General features: G+C 44.6%; 27 protein-coding genes. All 27 read right to left on the bottom strand.

The annotated features are described in order from the left end of the window. Positions 1 to 1,095, bottom strand: a complete 1,095-nt coding sequence (gene hisC / locus LCM20_RS07105; protein ID WP_225194731.1) for a histidinol-phosphate transaminase — start codon at positions 1,093 to 1,095, stop codon at positions 1 to 3. A 13-nt stretch (positions 1,096 to 1,108) separates the two neighbouring features. Next, the gene (aroH, locus tag LCM20_RS07100; protein ID WP_225194730.1) at positions 1,109 to 1,471 is read right to left on the bottom strand and encodes a chorismate mutase; all 363 of its coding nucleotides are present in this window, start codon (positions 1,469 to 1,471) and stop codon (positions 1,109 to 1,111) included. Then, positions 1,468 to 2,541 carry a 3-dehydroquinate synthase gene (aroB, locus tag LCM20_RS07095; RefSeq protein ID WP_225194729.1) on the bottom strand — a complete coding sequence of 358 codons (1,074 nt, stop codon included), beginning with the start codon at positions 2,539 to 2,541 and terminating at the stop codon, positions 1,468 to 1,470. Before aroB ends, aroH begins: the two co-directional genes overlap by 4 nt. Further along, positions 2,541 to 3,707, bottom strand: a complete 1,167-nt coding sequence (gene aroC / locus LCM20_RS07090; RefSeq protein ID WP_225194728.1) for a chorismate synthase — start codon at positions 3,705 to 3,707, stop codon at positions 2,541 to 2,543. Before aroC ends, aroB begins: the two co-directional genes overlap by 1 nt. Before the next feature lie 137 nt (positions 3,708 to 3,844). After that, on the bottom strand, positions 3,845 to 4,624 hold the full coding sequence (locus LCM20_RS07085) for a CheR family methyltransferase (protein WP_225194727.1): 780 nt from the start codon (positions 4,622 to 4,624) through the stop codon (positions 3,845 to 3,847). A gap of 183 nt (positions 4,625 to 4,807) precedes the next feature. After that, entirely contained in the window at positions 4,808 to 5,254 is a 447-nt protein-coding gene (gene ndk, locus LCM20_RS07080) for a nucleoside-diphosphate kinase (RefSeq protein ID WP_225194726.1), read from the bottom strand. A gap of 90 nt (positions 5,255 to 5,344) precedes the next feature. Beyond that, positions 5,345 to 6,316: a heptaprenyl diphosphate synthase component II gene (gene hepT / locus LCM20_RS07075; RefSeq protein WP_225194725.1), complete on the bottom strand. Its 972-nt coding sequence runs from the start codon at positions 6,314 to 6,316 to the stop codon at positions 5,345 to 5,347. Between the two features lie 13 nt (positions 6,317 to 6,329). Then, entirely contained in the window at positions 6,330 to 7,040 is a 711-nt protein-coding gene (locus LCM20_RS07070; protein WP_225194724.1) for a demethylmenaquinone methyltransferase, read from the bottom strand. Between the two features lie 2 nt (positions 7,041 to 7,042). Continuing rightward, positions 7,043 to 7,765, bottom strand: a complete 723-nt coding sequence (locus LCM20_RS07065; RefSeq protein ID WP_263621969.1) for a heptaprenyl diphosphate synthase component 1 — start codon at positions 7,763 to 7,765, stop codon at positions 7,043 to 7,045. 162 nt (positions 7,766 to 7,927) lie between these two features. Beyond that, positions 7,928 to 8,152, bottom strand: coding sequence for a trp RNA-binding attenuation protein MtrB (gene mtrB, locus LCM20_RS07060; protein ID WP_225194722.1), 225 nt, complete (start codon positions 8,150 to 8,152; stop codon positions 7,928 to 7,930). A gap of 126 nt (positions 8,153 to 8,278) precedes the next feature. Next, positions 8,279 to 8,551: an HU family DNA-binding protein gene (locus LCM20_RS07055; RefSeq protein WP_225194721.1), complete on the bottom strand. Its 273-nt coding sequence runs from the start codon at positions 8,549 to 8,551 to the stop codon at positions 8,279 to 8,281. A 448-nt stretch (positions 8,552 to 8,999) separates the two neighbouring features. Further along, positions 9,000 to 10,478: a stage IV sporulation protein A gene (spoIVA, locus tag LCM20_RS07050; RefSeq protein WP_225194720.1), complete on the bottom strand. Its 1,479-nt coding sequence runs from the start codon at positions 10,476 to 10,478 to the stop codon at positions 9,000 to 9,002. Positions 10,479 to 11,145: 667 nt separating this feature from the next. Continuing rightward, positions 11,146 to 11,865 (bottom strand): hypothetical protein, encoded by a 720-nt coding sequence (locus tag LCM20_RS07045; RefSeq protein WP_225194719.1) that lies wholly within the window; start codon positions 11,863 to 11,865, stop codon positions 11,146 to 11,148. A gap of 16 nt (positions 11,866 to 11,881) precedes the next feature. Continuing rightward, entirely contained in the window at positions 11,882 to 12,079 is a 198-nt protein-coding gene (locus LCM20_RS07040; protein ID WP_225194718.1) for a DUF2768 domain-containing protein, read from the bottom strand. A gap of 228 nt (positions 12,080 to 12,307) precedes the next feature. Beyond that, a complete protein-coding gene (locus LCM20_RS07035) occupies positions 12,308 to 12,565 on the bottom strand; it encodes a stage VI sporulation protein F (protein WP_225194717.1) in 258 nt (85 codons plus the stop codon). A 61-nt stretch (positions 12,566 to 12,626) separates the two neighbouring features. After that, positions 12,627 to 13,667: an NAD(P)H-dependent glycerol-3-phosphate dehydrogenase gene (locus LCM20_RS07030; RefSeq protein WP_225194716.1), complete on the bottom strand. Its 1,041-nt coding sequence runs from the start codon at positions 13,665 to 13,667 to the stop codon at positions 12,627 to 12,629. 18 nt (positions 13,668 to 13,685) lie between these two features. Further along, entirely contained in the window at positions 13,686 to 14,996 is a 1,311-nt protein-coding gene (der, locus tag LCM20_RS07025) for a ribosome biogenesis GTPase Der (protein ID WP_225194715.1), read from the bottom strand. A gap of 259 nt (positions 14,997 to 15,255) precedes the next feature. Then, positions 15,256 to 15,441, bottom strand: a complete 186-nt coding sequence (locus LCM20_RS07020) for a capping complex subunit for YIEGIA (RefSeq protein WP_079479945.1) — start codon at positions 15,439 to 15,441, stop codon at positions 15,256 to 15,258. Positions 15,442 to 15,452: 11 nt separating this feature from the next. Continuing rightward, positions 15,453 to 16,322, bottom strand: coding sequence for a YIEGIA family protein (locus LCM20_RS07015; protein ID WP_225194714.1), 870 nt, complete (start codon positions 16,320 to 16,322; stop codon positions 15,453 to 15,455). After that, positions 16,319 to 16,906 carry a hypothetical protein gene (locus LCM20_RS07010; RefSeq protein WP_225194713.1) on the bottom strand — a complete coding sequence of 196 codons (588 nt, stop codon included), beginning with the start codon at positions 16,904 to 16,906 and terminating at the stop codon, positions 16,319 to 16,321. Before LCM20_RS07010 ends, LCM20_RS07015 begins: the two co-directional genes overlap by 4 nt. 252 nt (positions 16,907 to 17,158) lie before the next feature. Next, the gene (gene fni / locus LCM20_RS07005) at positions 17,159 to 18,184 is read right to left on the bottom strand and encodes a type 2 isopentenyl-diphosphate Delta-isomerase (RefSeq protein WP_225194712.1); all 1,026 of its coding nucleotides are present in this window, start codon (positions 18,182 to 18,184) and stop codon (positions 17,159 to 17,161) included. A gap of 18 nt (positions 18,185 to 18,202) precedes the next feature. Next, positions 18,203 to 19,345 (bottom strand): 30S ribosomal protein S1, encoded by a 1,143-nt coding sequence (gene rpsA, locus LCM20_RS07000; RefSeq protein ID WP_225194711.1) that lies wholly within the window; start codon positions 19,343 to 19,345, stop codon positions 18,203 to 18,205. Positions 19,346 to 19,446: 101 nt separating this feature from the next. Next, positions 19,447 to 20,031 carry a lysophospholipid acyltransferase family protein gene (locus LCM20_RS06995; protein WP_225194710.1) on the bottom strand — a complete coding sequence of 195 codons (585 nt, stop codon included), beginning with the start codon at positions 20,029 to 20,031 and terminating at the stop codon, positions 19,447 to 19,449. Further along, positions 20,032 to 20,712 (bottom strand): (d)CMP kinase, encoded by a 681-nt coding sequence (gene cmk, locus LCM20_RS06990; RefSeq protein ID WP_225194709.1) that lies wholly within the window; start codon positions 20,710 to 20,712, stop codon positions 20,032 to 20,034. 107 nt (positions 20,713 to 20,819) lie between these two features. Next, complete coding sequence (locus tag LCM20_RS06985; RefSeq protein WP_225194708.1) at positions 20,820 to 21,482, bottom strand: flagellar brake protein; 663 nt, start codon at positions 21,480 to 21,482, stop codon at positions 20,820 to 20,822. Between the two features lie 213 nt (positions 21,483 to 21,695). Next, positions 21,696 to 23,036, bottom strand: coding sequence for a germination protein YpeB (gene ypeB / locus LCM20_RS06980; protein ID WP_225194707.1), 1,341 nt, complete (start codon positions 23,034 to 23,036; stop codon positions 21,696 to 21,698). An 11-nt stretch (positions 23,037 to 23,047) separates the two neighbouring features. After that, on the bottom strand, positions 23,048 to 23,887 hold the full coding sequence (sleB, locus tag LCM20_RS06975; protein ID WP_225194706.1) for a spore cortex-lytic enzyme: 840 nt from the start codon (positions 23,885 to 23,887) through the stop codon (positions 23,048 to 23,050). Positions 23,888 to 23,894: the final 7 nt, after the last annotated feature.

Raw genomic sequence — 23,894 nt, 5'->3', positions numbered from 1 at the left:
TTAACTCACTCCTGAAGCGATTCTTTGTTTCATTTCCTCCTGGATTCTTTCCATATCCTCTTCTTTTCCAATCGTCAAACGGATCGTATTCGGAAGTCCAAGCGCTTCACCCGAACGTACGATAAACCCTTTTGTGAGCAGATGCTCAAACATGGCATCCCCGCTGATCGGTAAATGCACAAGGATGAAGTTTGCTTGTGAGTCATAGTAGGAGATCCCGTTATCGTCACAGAATTTCATCAATTTCTTTTTATTTTTACGGTTTTCTTCTACAGATTTTTGGATAAATGCCTGGTCGTCTAGTGCGATGATGGCAGCTGCCTGAGCTACTGTTGATGTATTAAAAGGTTCTCTTGCAGGCTCAAGCACTTGAATGATATCAGGATGAGCGACACCATATCCGATTCTGAGACCGGCAAGTCCGTACGCTTTAGAAAAAGTTCTCAGGACCATCAGGTTCGAATGTTCTTTAAGCCCAGCAAGGGAATCAAAGGCATCTTCCGCTTCCAAGTATTCATAATACGCTTCGTCGATTACGATCAAGACATGTTCCGGGCATCGCTCCACGACAGATTGAAGGTGGTCATGGTCGATGTGGACGCCTGTTGGGTTGTTCGGTGTACAAATCCACAACACTCTCGTATGCTCATCCACTTGATTAAGCATTTCATCTAAGTCATGATGACCGTCTACTAACGGGACTTCCCTGACTTCCGCTCCTTCGATCAACGCATTGTGTCGGTACTGCGGAAAAGTAGGTGTCGCCATAACCGTGTTCGTACCAGGCTCGAGGAATGTTCGGCAAACGATTTGCACCACTTCATCAGAGCCGTTTCCGAAGATTAACTGATCCTCATTCACATTGATGAATTGGGCCACTTTCTTCCTTATGGCAGCCGAATATCCGTCCGGGTAGATTTCCAGTTTTTCAATCAAGGCCGGAAGTTCCTTTTGAACCTCCGGAGAAAAACCGAACGGGTTCTCATTTGAAGCAAGCTTGACGATACGGTCTAGGCCGTATTCCTCCTTGACCTCTTCAATTCCTTTTCCAGGTTTGTAAGGTTTCATCGTTTTTAATATCTCTTTTGCTTTCACTAGTATTCTCCTCTCACTTCTGCAAGTCAGGTCTAAGTTGTTTGGCTTGATGGTGATAGATATGTTCGATCTCTTCCTGAGAACGTGCTGTCTCTACTGTAACCATAACACGAATGCAGTAGGGAAGGCTTCCCGGAACAGGAATCTCTCTCATACACATGACGGGTACATGCGTCCATCCTTCAAGCTGCCGTAAGCATTTGGCAGGAAAGACTGCATCTAGTTCATCCGTTACGGAGAAGTAAACAGATACCACTTGATCTGGCGTAATCCCATTTTGTTTAATGAGATCTTCCATCATGTCATAGGACCGGGACAACATCTCTTCTGACTCATTGTTCTCTACTGTTGTCGCTCCCCTGATTCCTCTTATCATGTCTCGATCACCTCTTTAAGAAAAAGTTCAAGTTGCGTTAACATCTCTTCGTCTTCCACAGAAACAACATATGGATCAGCAATCTCCTGCAATAGCACCATATGAACTTTTTGTTCAAGTGTTTTCTTATCCACCTTCATACGCTTTAGCAATGCAACGGACTGAAGTGAGCGGATGGACGAAAGCGGATATCCATTCATTTTCAACCAGTTTACATAATCTTTTATTGGTAACCTCACATCACCTTTTCGTTCACTTAACCTCATGGCGAACCACAAGCCGATGGCAACTGCTTCTCCATGGGTGACTTCCCCGTATCCAACTTCCGCTTCGATTGCATGAGCCAGCGTGTGACCTAAGTTAAGGTGTTTTCTGAGACCTTGCTCTTTTTCATCTTTCTCCACAATGCCGGCCTTCACTTGAATTCCCTTCTCCAAGTCACGAATCAACCTCTGATCCCCAATATTACTCAGCGTCAGACCGAGTAAGTCCGTTAACCAGTCGTAATCACTGAGCATTGCATGTTTGATCACTTCACCGTAACCAGACCTCACTTCCTTCTCGGGAAGCGAGTGCAGGGTCTCCACATCATAAAGGACTTGAACAGGATTATAAAAGCTTCCGATTAAGTTTTTGCCTGAGGGGTGATTGATCGCAACCTTACCACCCACACTGCTGTCATGGGCAAGGATGGTCGTTGGCATTTGGATAAAGTCGATCCCGCGCAGATAGGTGGAAGCGGCAAAGCCGGCTAAATCACCGATCATGCCACCACCTAAAGCAATCAAAAGACTGTTGCGGTCGAGTTTTACATCGATACACTTATCAAGAATGTCTTCATATCGCTTCATGCTTTTGGAAGCTTCTCCTGAAGGGACGATATGAGTGTACACCTTCTGCCCCATCAACCCAGCTACAACATCATCCAGATATTTTTCTGCCACTTGATCATCTGTGACAACGAGTACCTCTTTATAACCTGAAGCATATGTTCCCAACCGATGCCTGATCCCAGCCTCGATCAGCACATCATAGGAATGCGTCTCCGCTTGAATCGTAAGTTGAGACATTAAAACGCCTGCACTTCTTTACGGTAGTCATCGACTGCTCTCTTCAGGCGAGGGAAGTAGTCAGCTGGGAACTCTTCCGTTATGACTTTCGCAAGTTCGAAGGCAACGATATGTTCCATGACGACAGAAGCTGCCGGTACAGCACAGGAATCCGATCTTTCGATACTTGCTGAGAATACCTCTTTCGATTCGATGTCCACACTCTTTAAAGGCTTGTAAAGCGTCGGGATCGGCTTCATGACGCCTTTCACAACAATCGGCATCCCGGTCGTCATGCCGCCTTCAAATCCTCCAAGACGATTCGTTCTACGGTAGTAGCCACGTTCTTCACTCCAAAGGATCTCATCGTGAACGTCACTTCCGTTTCTTCTTGCGGCTTCGAACCCGATGCCGAACTCAACCCCTTTGAAGGCATTGATACTCATAACACTTCCAGCAATACGGGAGTCGAGTTTTCGGTCGTAATGAACGTATGAACCGATTCCAGGCGGCATGCCTTCCACATACACTTCACAAACGCCGCCAATGGAGTCCCCTTCTTTCTTCGCTTCATCAATGGCGTGCATCATCTTTTCAGCTGCACCTTCATCAAAAGTACGTACGGGCGATGCCTCTGATATTTCACGTCTTTCCTCAAGGGTAAGAGATTCGTCCACATCACTGACAATTCCTGCGATCTCTCTTACATATCCGGCCACTTCAATGCCAAGCTCTTTAAGCAGTACCTTTGCTACGGCACCCGCCCCTACTCTGGCAGCTGTCTCTCTTGCAGAAGAGCGCTCAAGCACATTTCTCATATCACGGTGTCCATATTTCATTCCACCGTTTAAATCAGCATGTCCGGGTCTTGGTTTTGTCACGACACGTCTGAGCTTCGTGTCATCAGGAATCGGGTCCTCTCCCATGATGTCCGTCCAATGCTTAAAATCATCATTATGTACGACAAGCGTAATGGGAGATCCCAACGTATAGCCATGGCGCACCCCGCTCGTGATCTCGACCAGATCTTTTTCAATCTGCATCCGTTTTCCACGGCCGTATCCACCCTGTCTTCTTAGGAGTGATTCGTTGATCTGTTCTTTTAATAGAGGCAGATGTGACGGCATGCCTTCGATAATTGTCGTAAGTTGTTTTCCGTGAGATTCCCCAGCGGTTAAGTAGCGCATTTATATGGTCCCTCCTGAAACTGATTGAATCAGCTTTAAAATTTACGTATTACTATATCATAAGCACGGATGTTTGTGTTCTTCAAATATTCAAATTTTTATAAAAAGAGACCGGAAAGCGCTTCCGACCTCAAATTTCATCTCTTTTTGTAAAAAAATGTATCATAAACATCAAAACCATACTTGTTCGGTGAAAAGATTTGCTCGGTACTGCCGACAAAGAATACGCCATCTTTCTTCAACGACTTGCTGAAGTTTCGGTAAATTTCTTCCTTCGCTTCCTCTGTAAAATAGATCATGACATTCCGGCAGACAATGAGGTCGCAGTCCTTTTGATAGGGATCTGCGAGTAAATTATGTTTCTTAAACGTGACGCACTGTTTAATCTCAGGGGCAATGTGGTAAAATGCTCCTTCTTTTTTGAAAAACTTATGAACGGATTCCGCCGGCGCCTCTTTCAAAGACCGTTCCGAGTAGACCCCTTTTTGAGCTCGCTCCAACGCGTTATCATCAAGGTCTGTCGCGATGATCTCGATTTGACTCAGGGGGATGAATTTACTTAGAATCATCGCAAGCGTGTAGGGTTCTTCCCCAGTCGAGCACGCTGCACTCCACACTCTAATTTTCTTCTTCCCCTGTAACAGCATCGGGATGACCTTATTCTCAAGCACGTCGAACCTTTGTCTATTTCTATAAAACTCGGATACATTAATCGTCATTCTGTCGAGTAATTCATGAAATAGCTTCGGCTCTCTGCCTATGGCTTCAAAGTAGCGCGGAAACGTCTCAAATCCCCTTCTGTCCCGAAGAGAGGTCAACCTCCGCTTCATCTGTGCTTCTTTATAAAGCGACAAATCAATCCCTGTCTTTTTATGTATCAGTTTAACGAATTCTTTATAGCCCTGTGCTTCTGTCATCGTTCGAAAGCTCCTCCTTACCTAGTCTTTATTAGCGTACTCTATGACATATGGATTGTAAATAAAGAAAGGCGAGATTCGAAACCAGCTAGCGGAGCAGCATTCTATTGATCGAAGGAGCGCTCCACTTTTCCCAAAATAAAAAAGCCGCATAAGACAGCGGCTTTTTGCAGATCATCTCGATTAGTAAACCCAGGCAAGGTTTTCCTTCTTGTAGTCCACGAGTTGTTCAGCATCAAAAAATAAGTTAATTTCTCTTTCTGCGCTTTCAGGTGAATCTGATCCATGAATGACGTTCTTGCCAACCGTAACGCCGAAGTCTCCTCGAATGGTTCCTGGAGCTGCATCTTGAGGCTTGGTCGCACCCATCATTTGACGAGCCGTCGCAATCACTTCTTCCCCTTCCCACACCATGGCAAAAACAGGTCCGGAAGTGATAAAGTCAACAAGTTCTCCGAAGAAAGGCTTGCCCTTATGCTCTCCATAATGCTGCTCTGCCAGAGAAGCAGGGATGACCATAAGCTTTGCTCCTACTAATTTGAATCCTTTTCTTTCAAATCGCGTCAAAATATCTCCAACTAAGTTGCGTTGTACTCCATCGGGCTTAACCATTAAAAAAGTCTTTTCCATGTTCTACACCTCATTTTATGTATAATGTGAAAGCGCTTTTAATAAGTGCCAAGAAAAGTCTAACAAATATTGCTAAGGAAGGCAATAGGGCTAGGCTTTTCTTTTTCCGATGTATTTGGCAATCCCCTTCAGGGTCTGTTTTGATCGTCCTGGTGGCAGTCGGTCCAAGGAAGCGTATGCCTTCTTCAAGTACCTGTCACTAAACGCTAGAGATTTCTCTATCGAACCATTCGTCTTGATCGTCTCGATTAAAGGCTCAATCTGCTCATGGGTCAGATTCTCTTTATCTTCAAACAACTCATCGAGCTTCTGCTTAAACGCCGCATCCTGCATCGAATAAAGTACAGGCAGGGTGATATTTCCTTGTAACAAGTCACTTCCAGCCGGTTTCCCTAGTTCTTTCTCAGACGCTGTGAAATCCAGTACATCGTCAATGATCTGATAGGACATTCCTACATAATATCCATACGCCCAAAGCGCTCGCTCATATTCCGGCCAGGCGTCTGAAGCAATCGCACCAAGGCGGCAGCTGGATGCAATAAGCAATGCCGTCTTCCGTTTGATTCTTCTCAAATAAGATCTCAAATTCTGGTCCGTGTTGTATTTATCCCGAATTTGTTCAATCTCCCCAAGACATAGTTCCACCATCGTCTTCGCAAGCGTCTGATGAGCCCGTGGATTATCCAGCATCGACATATTTTCAAGCGATCGCGCAAAGATATAGTCCCCAGTGTACATCGCAATGCGATTGTCCCAGCGTGATTTAATCGTCGGCTGCCCACGCCTCACTTCCGCTTCATCTATGACATCGTCATGAACGAGTGAAGCAGTATGTATCAGTTCAAGCGACACGGCAACGGCCTTCATGCGTTCCAGGTCATAATCACCGAATTTCCCTGCGAGCAGCACAAAAACAGGGCGTATCCGTTTTCCTCCTGCTTGGAGTAGTTGACTGGACGCCTCACGTAATACAGGGTTTTCAGATTGGATCGTTTCGTTTACCGCTTCTTCAATGACAGCGAGATCATTTTTAAGAAACGAATAGATCATGGCTAATTTCATGGGACTTCATCCTTCATTCTTGCTTTTCCCCCATATGCATCGCAGCGACGCCTCCTGTATAGGACTTTACACGCACAGGTTTGAATCCGGCATTATAGAACATCTGCTTCAGTTCCTCCTGGTCGGGAAAATCTTTTGCAGATTCATGTAACCAGCTGTATTCCTGATAACTTTTCGCAAACAGCTTACCGAATACAGGCATGACATTGCCGAAATAAAAATAATAGATGCCTTTGAATAGAGGGTTTGTCGGTTGTGATGTTTCAAGACAGACCACTTTTCCGCCAGGCTTCACGACTCTGAACATTTCATTGAGCACCTGCTGATAATCAGGGACGTTTCTCAAGCCAAAACCGATGGTCACATAATCAAAGCTGTCGTCTTCATAGGGAAGATCCATGGCATTTCCATGCTCGAATTCGACGTGACTCCAACGTTTCTGCATTTTCTTTTTGATCCCAACAGAAAGCATGTTCACACTAAAGTCAAGACCGATGACTTTTCCTTCTTTTCCGACCGCATCAGCGAGTGACATCGTCCAATCCCCTGTACCACAGCAAACGTCCAACACCCGATCGCCCGGTTGGACATTCATCCGCTTCATGACATCGCGGCGCCAGAGACGATGCTGCTGGAAAGAAATAATCGAGTTCATTGAGTCATATCGTTTATATATCTTTTCAAACACGTGGTGAACGCGTTGTTCCTTCGTTTGTTGATCCATAATTACCCTTCTTCCGCTATCTGTCTGTGATTGAATTGATGATGGATGGCGGAGTGCATGTACGACTTCAGCCAATTAAAATGAATAGGCAGCTGTGAAACGGAGTTCTCTAAGCGGTGCATATGATGTTGAAGCATCTGCTCAATATGAATCATCACTTGTCCGCCGCTGTGACTGCCTTCACGGTTGATTAATGTATCCATCAGAGGTGAAAATTTCCCTTCTTGATAGCTGCGTTTCTCGACCATCAGTTTCTTCGCAAGCAGCCACTCTCCAGCCATATCATTGATGGACGATCTCTGAACATAAGAAGCCACGCGCTGAATCAAGAGGGATTCGACTTTCTTCAGGCCATTTAAAAATTCCTGGAAAGATTCTACATCTTTATAATAAAGTTCCATTTTAAGTTCGTTGATTTCTTTAATGGCTCCTGCCAGTGTATGAATCATGGGTATATCGTCTAACTGAGACAGCAGGTAATAATACAGACCACTGTAGTAATCCCCTGCCAAAACGGTTAATTGACGATTGCGGACGGTCTCCCTGTCATCCTCTTCATCGGTCAAGGTGACGAGGTCGTGTGTATCAAGAGCAATCTGAACAAGCATCGTCGTAATGATATACTGCTCTTTTTTCACTTGGGACAGGCTCGTGTGGTCCATGATGGATGACAACAGAACGAGTTTATCCTCATCGATCAACGGTTCCTGAACGAATTTAACCAAAAAAGGATGGCGAATTCTTGAAGCTATTTTGTCTTTAAGTTGTTTGATATGGTTATCAGTAGAGTTCAACTCGATCACCTTGTCCTTCCTTAACAATTGCCACACTTAGTATAGCACATTTCCCGTTTGATACGCTTCCGAAGACCCTTCAGCTATGCTTCGCTACTCCGCTTCGTTCGTCATCTCACCGTGACTTGTCTGAATGACAGCCTTGCCGCGTACCTTTACAGCTGATGTGTGCTCCGTAAACTGAGCAATCATCACTTCTCCACGGTCCAATTTTTCGGAATGATGAAAACGAGTATCTGTCCCTCTAGTCAAGCCGATGACATTTACGCCATCTTCCATCGCTTTTATGACGAAGAAATCATTATTATTTGCACTCATTCATTAGTCTCCTTTTCTTCTAATATCTCTCACTCGATGTATGATGTCAAAGCATCTATAGATGCCGATAAGTAAAAATAAAAAAGGGTGCACAACGCACCCTTTTTTATCAGCCCTATGTAGCTATTATTTAACCGCGTCTTTAAGGGCTTTACCTGGTTTGAAAGCTGGAACTTTGCTTGCAGAGATTTCGATCTCTTCACCAGTTTGTGGATTACGACCTTTACGAGCCGCACGCTCACGTACTTCAAAGTTACCGAAGCCGATAAGCTGAACTTTGTCACCATCTTTAAGTGAATCCATGATCGATTCGAATACAGAATCAACCGCTGTTGTAGCATCTTTTTTAGAAAGATCTGCTTTTTCAGATACTGCATTGATAAGATCTGTTTTGTTCATGACATTCACCTCCTCTCAAGAGGGTTAATCTCATTCAAGCAGACGAAGGTCTGCTATAAATGTGTTTTTTAAGGTCATCATCCGATGACAAGCCTTATATTAAACGAGTTTTCACGGAAATTCAATAGATAATACCTTTAAAATCGCATTACAACGCGATTTCAACGCTGAATTCCGCCTCATTTCACAAATAGACTAACACAATTGGTTTTCGTGCGCAAGTCACTCAAACCCTTGATATGACAAGGTTTCAATTGGTTTTTCTAGGCTCTATCGTTATATACGACACTTCTGATGAAAATTCCTCTTCTCAAGTAGAAATTTTTTTTTGAAAAACCTACGCTTTTCCCGATCTCCACGAGGAATGAGAGGGCTTACCCTTATTGAGAGGGCGAAATGGCAGCCGATTTTATGGTGCAAAAAAATAATAACGGCTCACGAGGAGCCGTTATAATATAATAGCAATCATACCGCCGGAACCTTCGTTGATAATTCGTTCCAGCGTTTCTTGTAATTTATAGCGTGCATTCTCTGGCATAAGCGCGAGCTTCGCTTGAATCCCTTCTCTTACAATAGAGCTCAGCGATCTGCCGAATATATCCGAATTCCAAATGGAAAGAGGATCTTCCTCAAAGTCCTGCATCAAATACCTCACCAATTCTTCGCTCTGTTTCTCTGTACCGATGATTGGAGAGAATTCAGAATGCACATCAACCTTGACCATGTGAATCGATGGAGCGACCGCTCGCAGACGAACCCCGAATCTTGAGCCCTGACGGATAATCTCAGGTTCATCTAATGCCATTTCCTCAAGACTTGGCGCTGCAATGCCGTACCCAGTTTGCTTGACCATTTGCAGTGCATCCGCTACTTGGTCATACTCCCGCTTCGCATGAGAGAAGTCCTGCATAATCTCCAGCAAATGGTCTTTGCCTCTGATTTCTTCTCCGACAATTTCTTTTAACACTTGATCATAAAGCTGCTCTGGAGCTCTCAGATCAATCTCGGCAATCCCCTCACCCAGATCCATACCAGAAATGTGCGCGCCGGTAATATGCTCATAATTGTCAAAGTTTCCGATGACCCTGTCTACGTCTCTCAGTCTCTTAATGTCTTTGACAGTTTCTTCAATTGCATTTTGTAAATTGTTTCGGAGCCAGTGTCTGGAATCCAGTACCATCACCCAGCTCGGGAGGTTCACATTCACTTCCAATACAGGAAATTCAAATAGCGCTTCACGGAGGACGCTTTGGACATCCTTTTCTCGCATACTCTCAACAGATAAAGCCAGAACAGGGATATCGTATTTCTCAGCGAGTTCTGCTCTCAAACGTTCTGTACTGTCATGATGAGGTTGAGCAGAGTTGATCACCATGATAAACGGCTTCCCTACTTCTCTCAATTCCTCTACGACTTTTTCTTCTGCCTCAACATAATCATGCCTTCCGATTTCCCCGATGGTTCCATCCGTTGTTACTACAATACCAATGGTCGAGTGCTCTTGGATTACTTTCTGAGTACCGATTTCAGCTGCTTCCTGAAAAGGAATCGCTTCTTCATACCACGGAGTGTGAATCATACGAGGTCCGTGTTCGTCTTCATATCCTACAGCCCCGTTGACTGCATAGCCTACACAATCCACCATACGAACCCGGATATCCAGATGCTCATCCAAGTTGATCGTGGCCGCTTGGTTCGGAACGAATTTAGGTTCCGTCGTCATGATCTGTTTTCCGGCAGCACTTTGCGGAAGCTCATCAAGAGCTCGTTCACGATCAGACTCTTCTTCCATATTCGGCAGAACAACAAGCTCCATGAATTTCTTTATGAATGTAGACTTGCCGGTACGCACCGCCCCAACCACGCCTAAATAAATATCTCCATTTGTCCGTTTGGAAATATCGCTAAAGATATCTACCTTTTCCAAAGGATCCCCTCCCAAATAATATTTCACCAACATACAAGCCTAGACAATCTAAGTCTATGATGTTGTCCTATTGGAATATGACAGAAACGTTGAAAATGCTTCGGTCGTCATTCTTCTTCTATATGTATCTGAGCACTCGCACTTTCATTCCCAGAACTTCAGATCTTTTTCATTTTTCTTCTAGGGGGGGTTTTCATCTTCTTCTATTTTCATAGATTGTGAAACATGCTGTCCTAACGATTCGAAGGACTGATAGGGGTATAAGATGAGGAGATGGATAGAGGGGGACTTGAAGACCGAGGACGGTCTTAAAAGAGTGCGTCGGGAGGGCTATGCAGGTTTATTCCCTTATTCGTTTACGACTTGAGACAATGCACAGTGTATAGGAAATAGACGCCGTTTTCCTCACGCGAGTGAAATTCTCTCTGTATGAGAACGTTCTCAGTCACTGAAGAAGGCTCCATGAGCTCTCAAATGCTGTTCCTATCTGTATCTCAGATCAAATAAAACTCCACGATAGGAGGGGCACACCTGGTTCGCATAGTGTTTCTTCACGCGCAAAGAGTGGGATTTGTCTCTTAAGTCAAGCATGAGACCAGACACTCGTCATGAAAGGTATAACAAAAAACCGCCCCCCTATAACTAGGAAGCGGTTTTCGTTTCAGGATTAGTGTTCACTCATAAAAATGGGCTCTCCACCCTCCACGGTATATTCTTCAGAATAACCGGGTACAAACGGAGCGTAATCGGTCAGTAAATATCGGATATCGTCCCCTGTTTGATAGTCGTGGTCTTTTTCGTTCAAATAGGCATACAAATCTTTTCGATAATCGATAAGCACTTCACCATTTGCGTTCAAATAAACGGGCAGCATCTGCTCTGAATACGGACTGTCGATCATAGGGGGCTCGTCCAACCCTAACTTGCTATGATCAAGCTCGTAAACCCCTTTCGCTATTTGATCACCAAATGGCGGATACTGATGACTCTGTTGATAAAAAGTCGATTTCACCTGCAGGGAGCGGAGCGCTTCCGTTGTACGAAGGTCCAACACTTTTACTGTAGGATCCGTTTCAGGATGAATGATGACATATTGATAATAGCCACCATTTTCAAAAGAAGTACCCGGCAGCTCCCCAATCAAGGCACGCTGCTTCAACTTATCGAAGTCCAATAAATATTTTTGGAAAATCGGTGTTTCCTGAGGTTTCGTTTTAATGGGAAGCAGTCCATTCTCATTGGTTTGGAATTGTTCAACTGCATGTTGAATCGATTCTAATTGAACCTGATTTGGTACTTGATTCTTCTTAAGTTCTGCATTCGGATAAAGGCATCCAGACAAAAGAACGACCAAAACAGGAAAAATGAGTAGCTTAAGCCTTTTCATATCCAGGCCTCCTTCTTCATGCTGTCGGTCCGCTCATCACAATATAGAAAATGATGATCCCTCCAAGGATCATAAATAAGTATGCAAATACTGCTACAATGCTTGACATAAAGCCTGAAAGCTTATGCCGGCTTAAGTAAATGAGTGCTACCGCTAAAAATAATGAAATGATGCCCCCAAAAGAAATATACATCTTTAACATCGCTACAGACATCATCTATCCCCCTCTTTCCTCCACAATCTTCTAGCATTATACCACACATTGCACTCCCCCTGTAAGACGTCATGGGAATGAACAATGATGAACAAAAATAGACCGGAACATATGGAATGTTCCGGTTGACTAAATAATCCCCGTTCAGCTCATGTGTAATGATTGCTGCGAGTTATTCTATGCTGTTTTTCAAAGGACTGCCTCATCAGGAGCCCAGCATTTAAGAATTTATTTCAAAAATCTTCCGAGCGTGTTCATATCTAAAGGCATGTTCTGCTTGGTGACGGCTTCGACGATTTTATCTTCCTTCTGCTTTGACACTGGCTTTCCAGCCACATTCGAAAGTTGACGTATCAATTTCCGAACGGTCTTCTCATCCGTGAAGTCTGCGCTCTGGACGGAGTTCGCCACTTTGAACACTTCATCGGCGTCAATATTCCCCTTCTTCTTCAGGTGATCGAAAATGCTCTTTTGAAAATCACTCATGAATCATTGACCTCCTCGTGCGTTGGGTTCTGGATAGTATATGCACGAAGAGATCGATGTGTCAGTCATTCATTTGCTGACCAAGAATATTCGTCAAGTCTTCCATTTCATGTCTTTTGATCCGCGTCATCAATTGATCCACGACGTCTCTCGGATCTTGAGACTCAAATAAAATTTGATAAATGCCAGCAGTAATCGGCATCTCAACCTCTTGTGAATCCGAGAGTTGATAAGCTGCTTTCGTTGTCCGGACACCCTCTACAACCATGCCCATCTGTTCTAAAACTTCTTCAAGGTCATGGCCTTGACCGAGCTTGTATCCTGCTCTCCAATTTCGGCTGTGTGAGCTCGTACAAGTCACAATCAGGTCTCCGATCCCCGTGAGACCAGAGAAGGTAAGAGGATTCGCTCCCATGGATGTGCCGAGGCGGGCGATTTCCGCGAGCCCTCTGGTGATCAAAGCTGCTTTCGCATTGTCTCCGTAACCCAATCCGTCTGAAATGCCAGCACCCAGGGCAATGATATTTTTGAGTGCACCACCGAGCTCGACGCCAACGATATCAGGGGAGGTGTAGACACGGAACTGTCGGTTCATGAACAAATCCTGTACGTTCTCCGCCTTTTCCAATACGTCCGCTGAAACGGTTACTGTAGTCGGCTGTCTGAGGCTCACTTCTTCCGCATGACTCGGTCCGGAAAGGACGACAATATCATCGTAAAGTTCTTCTGAGAGCTCTTCACGGATGGCTTCTGAAACACGTTTATACGTTTCTGGTTCAATCCCTTTCGAAGCGTGAGTAATCGTAACCTTCTGTTTTAAGCTATGATTCAGTTTTTGACAGACGTCACGTATAGCTTTCGTCGGGACGACAAGCACTACGTGATTCACCCCGTCGACTACGTAATCTAAATCTGTAGAAGCTTTGATGTTTTCCGGAATCGTGATGTCTTTCAAATATTTTTCATTTGTCCGATTTGTATTAATTTCCTCTGCCAGAGATGGCCTGTGTGTCCATAGACGCACGTCGTGTCCATTATCTGCCAACACGAGAGCGAGCGCCGTCCCCCAGCTCCCCGCTCCTAATACTGCAACTGATTCCATATCATTCTGCTCCTTTCATCAACTACGTCTTCTAGCGTAGATCTTAATTGGAGTACCTTCGAAACCGAACGCTTCACGAATACGGTTCTCGAGGAAGCGTTCATATGTGAAGTGCATAAGTTCAGGTTCATTGACAAACACCACGAATGTTGGCGGCTTGACAGATACTTGCGCCGCATAAAAGATCTTAAGCTTCTGTCCTTTGATCGAAGGCGCAGGGTTCATCGCCAATGCATCCATAATCACCTCGTTCAAGACGTTTGTTTGAACGCGTTTGGCATGACTTTCACTTGCCTGCACGACCTTAGGAAGAAGGGTCTGAAGCCGCTTCTTCGTTTTAGCCGAAACGTAAACGATAGGAGCATAATCGAGGAACCTGAATTGATCTCGAACCTTATCTTCAAACTCTTTCATGGTTTTCTCTTCGATTTTCATGGTATCCCATTTGTTCACGACGATGATGACCGCTTTTCCTGCTTCATGCGCGTAACCGGCGATCTTCTTATCCTGCTCCTGAATTCCCGTTTCAGCATCGATCAAAGTCAAGACGACATCTGAGCGTTCAATCGCTTTAAGCGCCCTCATGATGCTGTATCGCTCAGTGGATTCATACACCTTCCCGCGCTTTCGCATTCCGGCGGTATCAATGATGACAAAGTCCTGCTCATCTTTTGTAAATGGCGTGTCGATCGCGTCACGAGTCGTTCCGGGAATGTCACTCGCGATGACTCGGTCCTGCCCTAGAATACTGTTCACTAATGAGGACTTGCCGACATTCGGGCGTCCAATCAGGCTGAAGCGGATCGTCTGCTCGTCCACTTCTTCCTGTTCCAATTCAGGGAAGTGACCGGCTACTTCGTCCAGCAGGTCCCCAAGACCCAATCCGTGTGTCCCGGAGATCGGGAATGGCTCACCAAATCCAAGGGAGTAGAACTCATAAATGTTTTCCCGCATTTCAGGGTTATCAACCTTATTGACCCCGAGCACAACGGGCTTATTGGATTTGAAAAGTAATTTGGCCACTTCTTCGTCAGCACCTGTGATGCCGTCACGTCCGTTGACCATGAAGATGATGACATCGGCCTCGTCGATGGCTACTTGGGCCTGTGCACGCATTTGAACGAGGAGAGGTTCGTCTCCAAGCTCAATTCCACCAGTATCAATCAGATTGAACGTGGTGGTTAACCATTCTGCTTCTGCATAAATTCGATCTCTTGTTACGCCCGGCGTATCTTCTACAATGGAGATTCTCTCTCCGACCAGCCGGTTAAATATTGTTGATTTCCCTACATTCGGTCGTCCTACGATAGCTACAACTGATTTTCTCATGAAAGGATCATCCTTTCCTCTATTCTGATTTCATTATTTCATGTTCCATCCTGTGTGAAAAGCTTTTATGTAAAGCTTTCATTGACAAATAAGCATAAACGAGGCACATGATCGTCGTTCTGTTGTCCTTAATGGCCAAACTTCTCAGAACACGAAAAAGGCTGCTCTTCTATCGACCAACTGTTGAACAGCCTTGTCCCGATAGAACAGCAGAAGCCATTAACTTTATTATTTTAGCAAATTTATTCACAATTAACAATCAGTGCTTGACAATGATATAGAGGTGGTCACTGAGCGCATGGGCAATCCCATCCAGAATCGCTTCTAAATTTGCCGCCACAGCTTCCATTTCCTCTTTGGTCTCACAAGTAAACACAGCCGCACTCCCCGCCACTTTGTCGGTCTTTGTCGTAACCGCAGCCAAGATCGCTTTTTCCATTTTCATAAGACAACCTCCTAATTTTTCTTGGATGGCATTTGAATAGCGTTCTCAAGCACAGGAACGGCAGAAATAATTTCTTTTGCACGCCCAGGGTCCTGAAGCTGAGGCAGAATGAACACTCCGATTCTTCCGTCATTCAAATCTCTTTTAATCAATGGAACTAAAGCCGGTGTACCCGAATCGCGAAATACTCCGAGTGAGACAGAAACGTCATGAAGAATCGCCTGTCGCTGTCCCAGGTTTGCGATGGTCGACCGCACACTGAACGACTTAGGAGTCAGGATGAACCCCATTCCATACTTAAGGATCTCTTCCTGACGCTCAGGCAGACCGATGTTCATGATATAGATGTTGTCTACATATAATCCAGCTCCCTCGAAAGATAACGTAGAATGCTCTATGGTGACGATATCCGATAATTTCGAGCCACTCATCCAGACCTTACACCCTATAAAACAAAGGACCGTGGCGACTAGCGCTCCCCAGATGTTCAAAGCCAAGTAGGCAAGGGTGACAACAAAGGAAGTGAAGATGACAAGATAATTTCTGCTCTCGAATGCGACAGCAATCCCTTCAATGTAAGTATTCCCTCTAGGCACCAGTTCATAGGAATCCATTTCTGCAAGGGTGTTTCGTTCCATGTTCCGTACTTCTCTAAACTGTGAAGCCGCTAGAGTCAGAAACGTCACGGCCGTAAACTCCTTTTCCATGATGGAAGGTATCGCAATGGTTCCAAGCGCTGCAGCAATGAAACCTAAAGATAAGTGAATGATTTTCCCGTGCAAATAGGTCGGATACTGTCTGTAATCCGTCCTCAACATGTAAACACGGATAGCCGTTCCAACAATGATGCCGAACAAAATCGGGTACGTGTACTCATTCAAACCTGCACAGCTCCTTTTCCTAGTGATTTATGCTTTAACATGTTCTTCAATCGTAATACTCCATGAATCATGAACAAGAGCAGCAATCCTTTCATTACCGTGATCACGATTTGGTTCGGGTCAATAGCTGCGGTCATGTCGTACATGTACAGGACACCACACGTCCAAAACGTGCCGAGACCACTCACGATCAACCACAGTCCAACGGATGAAAAAAACACCCTTACGAATAAAGAAACGAAGAACAAATAAACTCCGATTCCGATAAACGAAACCGGTACGACTCTCCACAATGGAATGACAATGAGGAATAGTTGGATCGCTGAAAAGCCGATACTTAGTGTGAAAGGCCATAAATGAGCCCAAGCCTTCTGCTTTTGAAACATCCAAAACTTAATTCCGAAGACGACGAAGACAGCAGGAGTAACGAATGGGGCCCACAGGTACGGGCTTTCGTTCAGTGAAAACAAACACATTATCAACCCCATGAACAAAAGAAAGACTTTCTTCATGTAAATCGGTTCAATAAAAAAAGTTACGATAATAACAATCAACCATGCCAGCCAGTAAAACGTAGGTGCCACGCCCGTCACTCCTTCCCATATTATTATGGCTTAAGCGCTTCGTCTTTAAACTCACCTGACTTATTAATCTGTGTATAACGGCAGGGTGACAAAATACAAAAAACCGGAAGATGCATTCTTTTATCAACGCATCTTCCGGTTTTTAATTTATTACGGTTTTGTATTCAATTGATTGTCAACGAATCCACCTTAAATAGGCTGAGACAACTATGTCTCAACCTGAAATATCTTCTCTCTGTTTACAAAAGTCTATTACCTCAACCGTTGTTCAGTCCAGTCCTTCGTAAGCCCATGCAGAACATAAGGCTGTGCCTTGAACTCGTTCACTTCTTCGACGTTCATAAGCATCATAGCCATACGTATTTCTTTGTGAATGTGTTCAATCTCAGCAATTACTTCTTCTCTGCCTGCGTTAATCAATACCCTGAGCAGGTTACCAGCCATACCGAAAGCATCCGCACCAAGAACTAACGCCTTTACGCCATCCAGCCCATGACGAACCCCGCCGGAACCGATAATATGGAGCTCTGGGAAATGATGACTGGCTTCGAGCACAGAAATCGGTGTTGGAATACCCCAATTATTAAAAGAGGCAAAAGGCTTATCCCGCCGTAAATTTTCTACTTTGGAGAAATTCGTGCCTCCTAGTCCACCAACGTCAATATATTGAATACCGATTTCATTCAAAGTCTGTACCGTTTCTCTCGACATCCCATACCCTACTTCTTTAATGATCACAGGAATGTCTAAGGCCTTATGAATGTCATCAATACGCTTCAATCGGCTGGTGAAATCTCTGTCACCTTCCGGCATGATTAATTCCTGAAGGGTGTTGATGTGAATCTGCAATGCATCTGCATCCAGCATTTTCACCGCCTCTTTAGCCTGATCAGGTGTGGCCTCACTCCCAACATTAGCAAAAAGGATCCCATCTGGATTCATTTCACGAACTACTTCATATGTCATTCTTTCTTCCGGATTCTTAATCGCTGACATTTGAGAGCCGACAGCCATGCCAATACCTGTTTCTCTCGCAGCTAAAGCTAAATCCCGATTGATTTGTTTTGTTTTCTCTCCGCCACCGCCTGTCATCGCATTGACAAAAAGAGGGGAACTTAATGAAAGTTCCCCTACTTTAGTGTTGATATTCAATTTGTCAAAGTCCTGCCGAGCAAGACTTTGATGGACGATCGTCACATCATCAAAATGGTTGTGATGTTCCCTCTCATGTCCAAGCGCATGGCGGATATGATCAATTTTCCTTTCGGATCTCGACATATCCTTCACCATCTCTACTTATTTTTTATACTTGTCCAATTGATCCCCGATCATATCACTAAGGGAGAAACCGGAATTGTCTTCTTCTTTCTCATACTGTTCAATTTCCTGACGCTCTTCGTCACGCTCAAGCTCTTTCATGCTCAAGGACAAACGTTTCGCGCCCTCATCTACATCCAACACTTTAACCTCAACCTGCTGTCCTTCTTCAAGAACTTCATCAGGCGTGCCGATGTGACGGTTGGAAATTTGAGAAATGTGTACTAGACCTTCAACTCCAGGAAGAACTTCTACAAATGCACCGAATGTAACGAGGCGGCGCACCGTACCTTCAAGGACTTCTCCAGTCTGCACTTTGTTCTGGATGTCATGCCAAGGTCCAGGCTGAGTAGCCTTAAGAGAAAGAGAAATTCTTTCATTGTCACGATCGACGGAAAGAACCTTCACCTTCACAGACTGACCTTCTTCGACAACGTCGGATGCTTTCTCAACGTGCTGATGTGATAACTGGGAGATATGTACGAGACCGTCAATACCTCCAAGGTTAACAAACGCACCAAAGTCCGTTAGACGCTGTACAGTTCCTTCAATTTCTTGACCTTCTTCAAGGGATTGAAGGACTTCATATTTCTTGGCAGATTCTTCTTCCTCCACTACAGCGCGGTGTGAAAGGATGACACGGTTCTGCTCACGGTCAAGCTCAACCACTTTTAAGGAAAGGGTTTTACCTTTGTAGTCTTCAAAGTCCTCAACATAGTACGTCTCTACAAGAGATGCTGGAATGAATCCACGAAGACCAATGTCTACGACAAGACCACCTTTGACAACGTCTTTCACTTCTGCTTCGAAGATTTCTCCGCTCTCAAATTTTGATTCTAAGTCTTCCCACGCTTTGTCCGCATCTACGGCACGCTTAGAAAGAACAATCTCGTCGTCTTCGACCTTCTTCACCTGTAAAGTCAGTTCGTCTCCTTCACTGACAGCATCAGATGCTTTTTCAACATGAAGGCTGGATAATTCACTAATAGGTACAATACCCTCAACTTTATATCCAACATCTACAAGGACCTGTTTCTCTTCAATCTTAACGACTTTACCAGTCACAATGTCCCCTGCAGAGAATTCTTTCATTCCTGATACTTCTTGATTCATTTCATCCATACCAAGCTACCTCCTTCAAATTCCGACACAACCGAAATACAGAAATGCCCTTTTGTCTAACTTCTAATATTTAGCGCCGTTTGTCAAGTGATTACCTCAGTTTATTGATGAATTTTATGCAATTGTCTGATTTCTTCCATAATCCGATCGGTTACAACTTGTGCGGAAGCTTTTTCTTCCCTATATTTCGTCATATCGATCGGCTCACCATAAACCACTTTCAGAGGTTTGAATTTTTCATACGGCCCTATGATTGCACAAGGAACGATATACGCATTGGAACGAAGAGCAAAGAATCCAGCCCCTGCAAGTCCTTCCCCGATTTCGCCGCTTTTCTGGCGGGTACCTTCAGGAAAAAGTCCCAGCGCATGGTTTTCCTTTAACACGTCCAAGCCCTTTCTTAGAGCGTTGCGATCGCGCATCCCTCTTTTAATAGGAAAAGCGTGGACTCTTTTCAATATTCCCCCAATGAAACGGTTGTTAAACAACTCTTCTTTGGCCATGAAGTATATATTTCGGCTGCTGGTAATCCCTACGATGGGTGGATCCAGGTTGGAAATATGGTTCGAACAGATAATCACGGGCCCATCTTTCGGAATGTTCTTCTTTCCGACAACTTGAATTCTGTACATTGGGTAAAAGATAATGGAACAGATCCATTTCCCTAATTTATATAAATTCACCATCTACCCCTCCTTTTCCTCCGTCTTTCGAACGATTTCGATAATTCGATCCACGACTTGCTCAATGCTAAGGCTCGTCGTATCCAGCTCAACAGCATCCTCCGCCTTGACCAGAGGTGAAACGTCTCGATTCGAATCCAGTTCATCTCTCTTTCGGATTTCCTCTTTCAACTGTTCCAAGTCAGCGGTTATGCCTTTTTCCACATTTTCTTTGAACCTGCGCTCGGCTCTCTCCTGTACAGAGGCAATCATGAAAATCTTCACCTCAGCATCAGGCAGGACATGTGTTCCAATATCACGACCGTCCATGACCACTCCTTGTTCACGGACAAGCTTCTGTTGTCTTTTGACCATTTCGATTCTTACGCGTTCATGCTTTGCGACGATTGATACGTTATTTGTCACTTCATTGGAACGAATGTCGTCCGATACGTCTTTGCCATCCAGCATGACCCTCTGCCCCATTTCTGATTGGACAAGTTGAAGATCGCTTTCTTTAATCAGCTGTTCAAGACCCGTCTCGTCTTCAAGATCGACGTTCTCCTCAATCGCTTTCCACGTAAGAGCTCTGTACATCGCTCCTGTGTCGACGTAAATAAATGATAATTTTTCGGCAACCAGCTTCGCTACCGTGCTTTTTCCAGCAGCTGCCGGCCCATCAATTGCTATTGTCATCGTATTCATTAAACATCTTCCTCCAATAATCCATTGCAATCCAGAATCGCTTTCATGCCTTCGTTAATCATTGTAAAGAATAACATAAGCCTTCGCGAAAAATCTATGTAAATCTTCTATTGCAAATGTCTCTTTCTCATATGCATCTGCTGCTCAAAGCAGAACTGGATGATCTTTTGACGGTGTTTGTCCAGAATGTCATCGAACTCTATAGATGCTCTGGCCTGCTTGGAACCCTTAGGCATAAACGTTCGGACCACCGTCCCTTCTGCCTCAATGTAATGATAGTCTCCCGAGTTCATCCCTAATACCAGCGTCATCCTGACAGGGTCTTTCTCCTTCAACTCCTGTTGTTTAGGTTGAATGAGAGCGACGCCTCCCCCGCTGATATCTGTCGTAACGGTCGGGTGAAAATGCTCGGCCCCTCCAACAGAAACGTCTACAGATGTTTCCACACGCACGTACCGTCTTCGCTGGATGCGGTCGAGCTTATCCAGTCCTGGGAATTTCAATACGATGACAGGGATGTTCAATTTCTTTCGTGTCACAATTTCCGTCTCAAACCAATAAACCGATTGATCTTCACCGACAAAGCTAGCTTGGAATTGAGCTCCGTCTAAAAAGAAACCCGTTTTACCAGTTAACGTATGGACAGGGTAATCGATAAACAAATAATCCCCTTGAAGATCGACAAGCTTACACCGATACTTTTCTTCCTTGTGGTCATCCCCCTTATCGATGTCCAAATTGATTTGAGTCCCAATCTTTAGAACTTTCATACCTTATTCCCCCTTCACCGTGACTTTCGTCTGCCATAATTATCGCATCATTTGGACAAAAAGGAAAGGACTAGGAAAAAGGATGGGAGTCCTGTCATTCAAGTCTGTAAGTCCCTGTGCTGGACTTGAATGATCAACTACGTACAGTACAAAGGTTGGAATGTTTTCTAATATAAAAGAAGAAGACCGAGCAACTTCACTCGGTCTTCCGTCCTAAACTTCTGGGTCAAACTTCACTTCTGATTTCTTTAACGTTTCCACCTTTTCTTCTTCCCCATTCGTTGCATTAATGAAGATTCGGTAAGTCGTATTTTCCATCGTAGTTAAGAATTCATAACACAGCACTTCTTCTTTAATATCATTTTCAATGACAGCAAGTCGCTGCTCCTGAACCTTCAATTGTGGATTAACCTTCGAACGCGCCTCATCCTCCGTGAGGACAGGTGGTTTTATGTCCCTCTCATTATGGAAGTTGAAATATTCCCTTGCGGACAAACCGAGCACTTCCCCGTTATCCAATGCTACTTTGACAACAAGAGCATCCGGGTAAAAACGGACGTCATCTTGAGTATAGACAAAACGGAAGACACCGGTTCGGTCATATTGACTGCTTTCCACTAACTCAATCGAGTCGACTTCCATCCGCTCCACAAATGCTTTTGCACGTTCAGATGCTTCGTGAAGACTGATTGCTGCTTCTTTTACCGGCCGGCTGATCATCATCGTAAGAGGATGTCCACCTTTTTTGGTTAAGTCAAGATACCCGTTCTTTTCACCCTTCTGAAAAGAAGCCGTCAGTGTCGGAACATTCGCCCCTTTGCCGGATTCTGTCATGGTCAAACGGGATGGTTCGATGTTCTCAAGCCAACCTGATGCGATCTTCCTCGCTTCCCGTTCATCGATCTCATCCCCGGATAAATATTCATACTGCTTGGCAGGGCCAGATGTCCCAGAACCCGTTCCCAATTCGGCCGTTTCGAAACCATCTACGGTTTTCTCTACGGTTTTAAACCCATTCACGATTGTATTGTCTCCAACTTCGTCATTCGTTGCTAACGCTAGCTGAACATCCATCCAACGCAAATTGTCGCGAAGAACGACATTTTGAACCTTCCTAAGTTCATTTTTGATTTCTCTGGAATGTTCATGAAGTTGTTCAAGCTTTTGCACCTCTTCTTCGCTCAACGGCTTTTTCTCTAGATCACGTACAGCTGTTCGATAAGCGAAATCACCGATTTGAGACAGGAATTCTTCTGTTTTATTAAAAGGCATAAGCGTTAATGGCAGCTGTCCAACATCACTATTTGCCTCTGAAGTGACCTTCCATATTTCAGCTAGTTGAGGAGAAAGTTGCTGCCTTGAGTTCATGGCCAAGGTGGCACCAATTTTGTCATGGAGAAGTTCGACATTATATGTCAGCTCATGAAATGCCCGTTGATAGCTGTTTTCCGCTTGAATCAATACGGCGTTTTTGTCCTGATGCTCCATATAGCCCCAAACTCCTGCCCCCAAAGTCGATAGGCCTAACACTACAATGAGTATGATTCTAACCATCTTTCCACCTCCTATTTACAGAAAATATGTTTTCCGATTTGCTTGATTTGCGGTCTGGACCATATCCAGCTCGATGTCGCCGTATTCGGATTGAAATAATACATGGCTTCACCAGAAGGGTCCCATCCGTTCAGCGCATCGATGACCGCCTCTTTTGCCGTCTCATTCGGAGTCAGCCATATTTGACCGTCGCTGACTGCTGTAAAAGCTCTAGGTTCAAAAATTACCCCTGATACAGAATTAGGAAATGATGAGCTCGCTACACGGTTGATAATGACAGCAGCAACAGCGACTTGACCAACATATGGTTCTCCGCGCGCTTCTCCATAAACGGCATTCGCCATTAATTGAATATCGTTTTGAGAATAACCGCCAGGGACGTTTACGGCAGTCGGCTGGTTTGGAGTTTGTTCCCGACTAGGCTGCTGAGCTTGATTTTGTGAAGATTGACCTTCTTTAGTTTGCTGAGCTTTCGGAACGCCACCATAGTAGGTGAAATCATTGCCTTGTCGGATTTGTTCCTTAACAAAGCCTTCATCGTAATTCGATGCCTTGACCAATTTGTCTTTAACTTCCTGCCCGACAAGTCCATCTATTGTCAAACCAAATTCATATTGAAAGTTTCGGACTGCCCAGTAGGTTCCCCACCCAAACACTCCATCAATTTCACCATTATAGAAACCTAAATACTGAAGCCTGGACTGCAACTCAATGACATCATCACCAATCGCACCTTGCTGAATCACTTGATTCGAAAACCCGTGTACAGGTTTTACACTGGTCCATTCCGAAAGAGGAAACAGCAGCAATGAAAGCGCAGCGGCTACGACCAATAGTTTCTTCCATAGCATCCTCGCA

It is taken from the genome of Halobacillus litoralis (assembly GCF_020171725.1).
GTDB classification, from domain to species: Bacteria; Bacillota; Bacilli; order Bacillales; family Halobacillaceae; genus Halobacillus; species Halobacillus litoralis_F.
The sequence above is the reverse complement of the archived record's forward strand: the minus strand, read 5'-3'. Positions and strand labels throughout refer to the sequence as shown.

Coding starts and splice junctions, on each gene's coding strand:
- aroH (WP_225194730.1), bottom strand. CDS start 1,471: ATGATAAGAGGAATCAGGGGAGCGACAACAGTAGAGAACAATGAGTCA.
- aroB (WP_225194729.1), bottom strand. CDS start 2,541: ATGTCTCAACTTACGATTCAAGCGGAGACGCATTCCTATGATGTGCTG.
- aroC (WP_225194728.1), bottom strand. CDS start 3,707: ATGCGCTACTTAACCGCTGGGGAATCTCACGGAAAACAACTTACGACA.
- LCM20_RS07085 (WP_225194727.1), bottom strand. CDS start 4,624: ATGACAGAAGCACAGGGCTATAAAGAATTCGTTAAACTGATACATAAA.
- ndk (WP_225194726.1), bottom strand. CDS start 5,254: ATGGAAAAGACTTTTTTAATGGTTAAGCCCGATGGAGTACAACGCAAC.
- hepT (WP_225194725.1), bottom strand. CDS start 6,316: ATGAAATTAGCCATGATCTATTCGTTTCTTAAAAATGATCTCGCTGTC.
- LCM20_RS07070 (WP_225194724.1), bottom strand. CDS start 7,040: ATGGATCAACAAACGAAGGAACAACGCGTTCACCACGTGTTTGAAAAG.
- mtrB (WP_225194722.1), bottom strand. CDS start 8,152: ATGAGTGCAAATAATAATGATTTCTTCGTCATAAAAGCGATGGAAGAT.
- LCM20_RS07055 (WP_225194721.1), bottom strand. CDS start 8,551: ATGAACAAAACAGATCTTATCAATGCAGTATCTGAAAAAGCAGATCTT.
- LCM20_RS07045 (WP_225194719.1), bottom strand. CDS start 11,865: ATGAAAAGGCTTAAGCTACTCATTTTTCCTGTTTTGGTCGTTCTTTTG.
- LCM20_RS07040 (WP_225194718.1), bottom strand. CDS start 12,079: ATGTCTGTAGCGATGTTAAAGATGTATATTTCTTTTGGGGGCATCATT.
- LCM20_RS07035 (WP_225194717.1), bottom strand. CDS start 12,565: ATGAGTGATTTTCAAAAGAGCATTTTCGATCACCTGAAGAAGAAGGGG.
- LCM20_RS07030 (WP_225194716.1), bottom strand. CDS start 13,667: ATGGAATCAGTTGCAGTATTAGGAGCGGGGAGCTGGGGGACGGCGCTC.
- der (WP_225194715.1), bottom strand. CDS start 14,996: ATGAGAAAATCAGTTGTAGCTATCGTAGGACGACCGAATGTAGGGAAA.
- LCM20_RS07020 (WP_079479945.1), bottom strand. CDS start 15,441: ATGAAAATGGAAAAAGCGATCTTGGCTGCGGTTACGACAAAGACCGAC.
- fni (WP_225194712.1), bottom strand. CDS start 18,184: ATGTCGAGATCCGAAAGGAAAATTGATCATATCCGCCATGCGCTTGGA.
- rpsA (WP_225194711.1), bottom strand. CDS start 19,345: ATGGATGAAATGAATCAAGAAGTATCAGGAATGAAAGAATTCTCTGCA.
- LCM20_RS06995 (WP_225194710.1), bottom strand. CDS start 20,031: ATGGTGAATTTATATAAATTAGGGAAATGGATCTGTTCCATTATCTTT.
- cmk (WP_225194709.1), bottom strand. CDS start 20,712: ATGAATACGATGACAATAGCAATTGATGGGCCGGCAGCTGCTGGAAAA.
- LCM20_RS06985 (WP_225194708.1), bottom strand. CDS start 21,482: ATGAAAGTTCTAAAGATTGGGACTCAAATCAATTTGGACATCGATAAG.
- ypeB (WP_225194707.1), bottom strand. CDS start 23,036: ATGGTTAGAATCATACTCATTGTAGTGTTAGGCCTATCGACTTTGGGG.
- sleB (WP_225194706.1), bottom strand. CDS start 23,887: ATGCTATGGAAGAAACTATTGGTCGTAGCCGCTGCGCTTTCATTGCTG.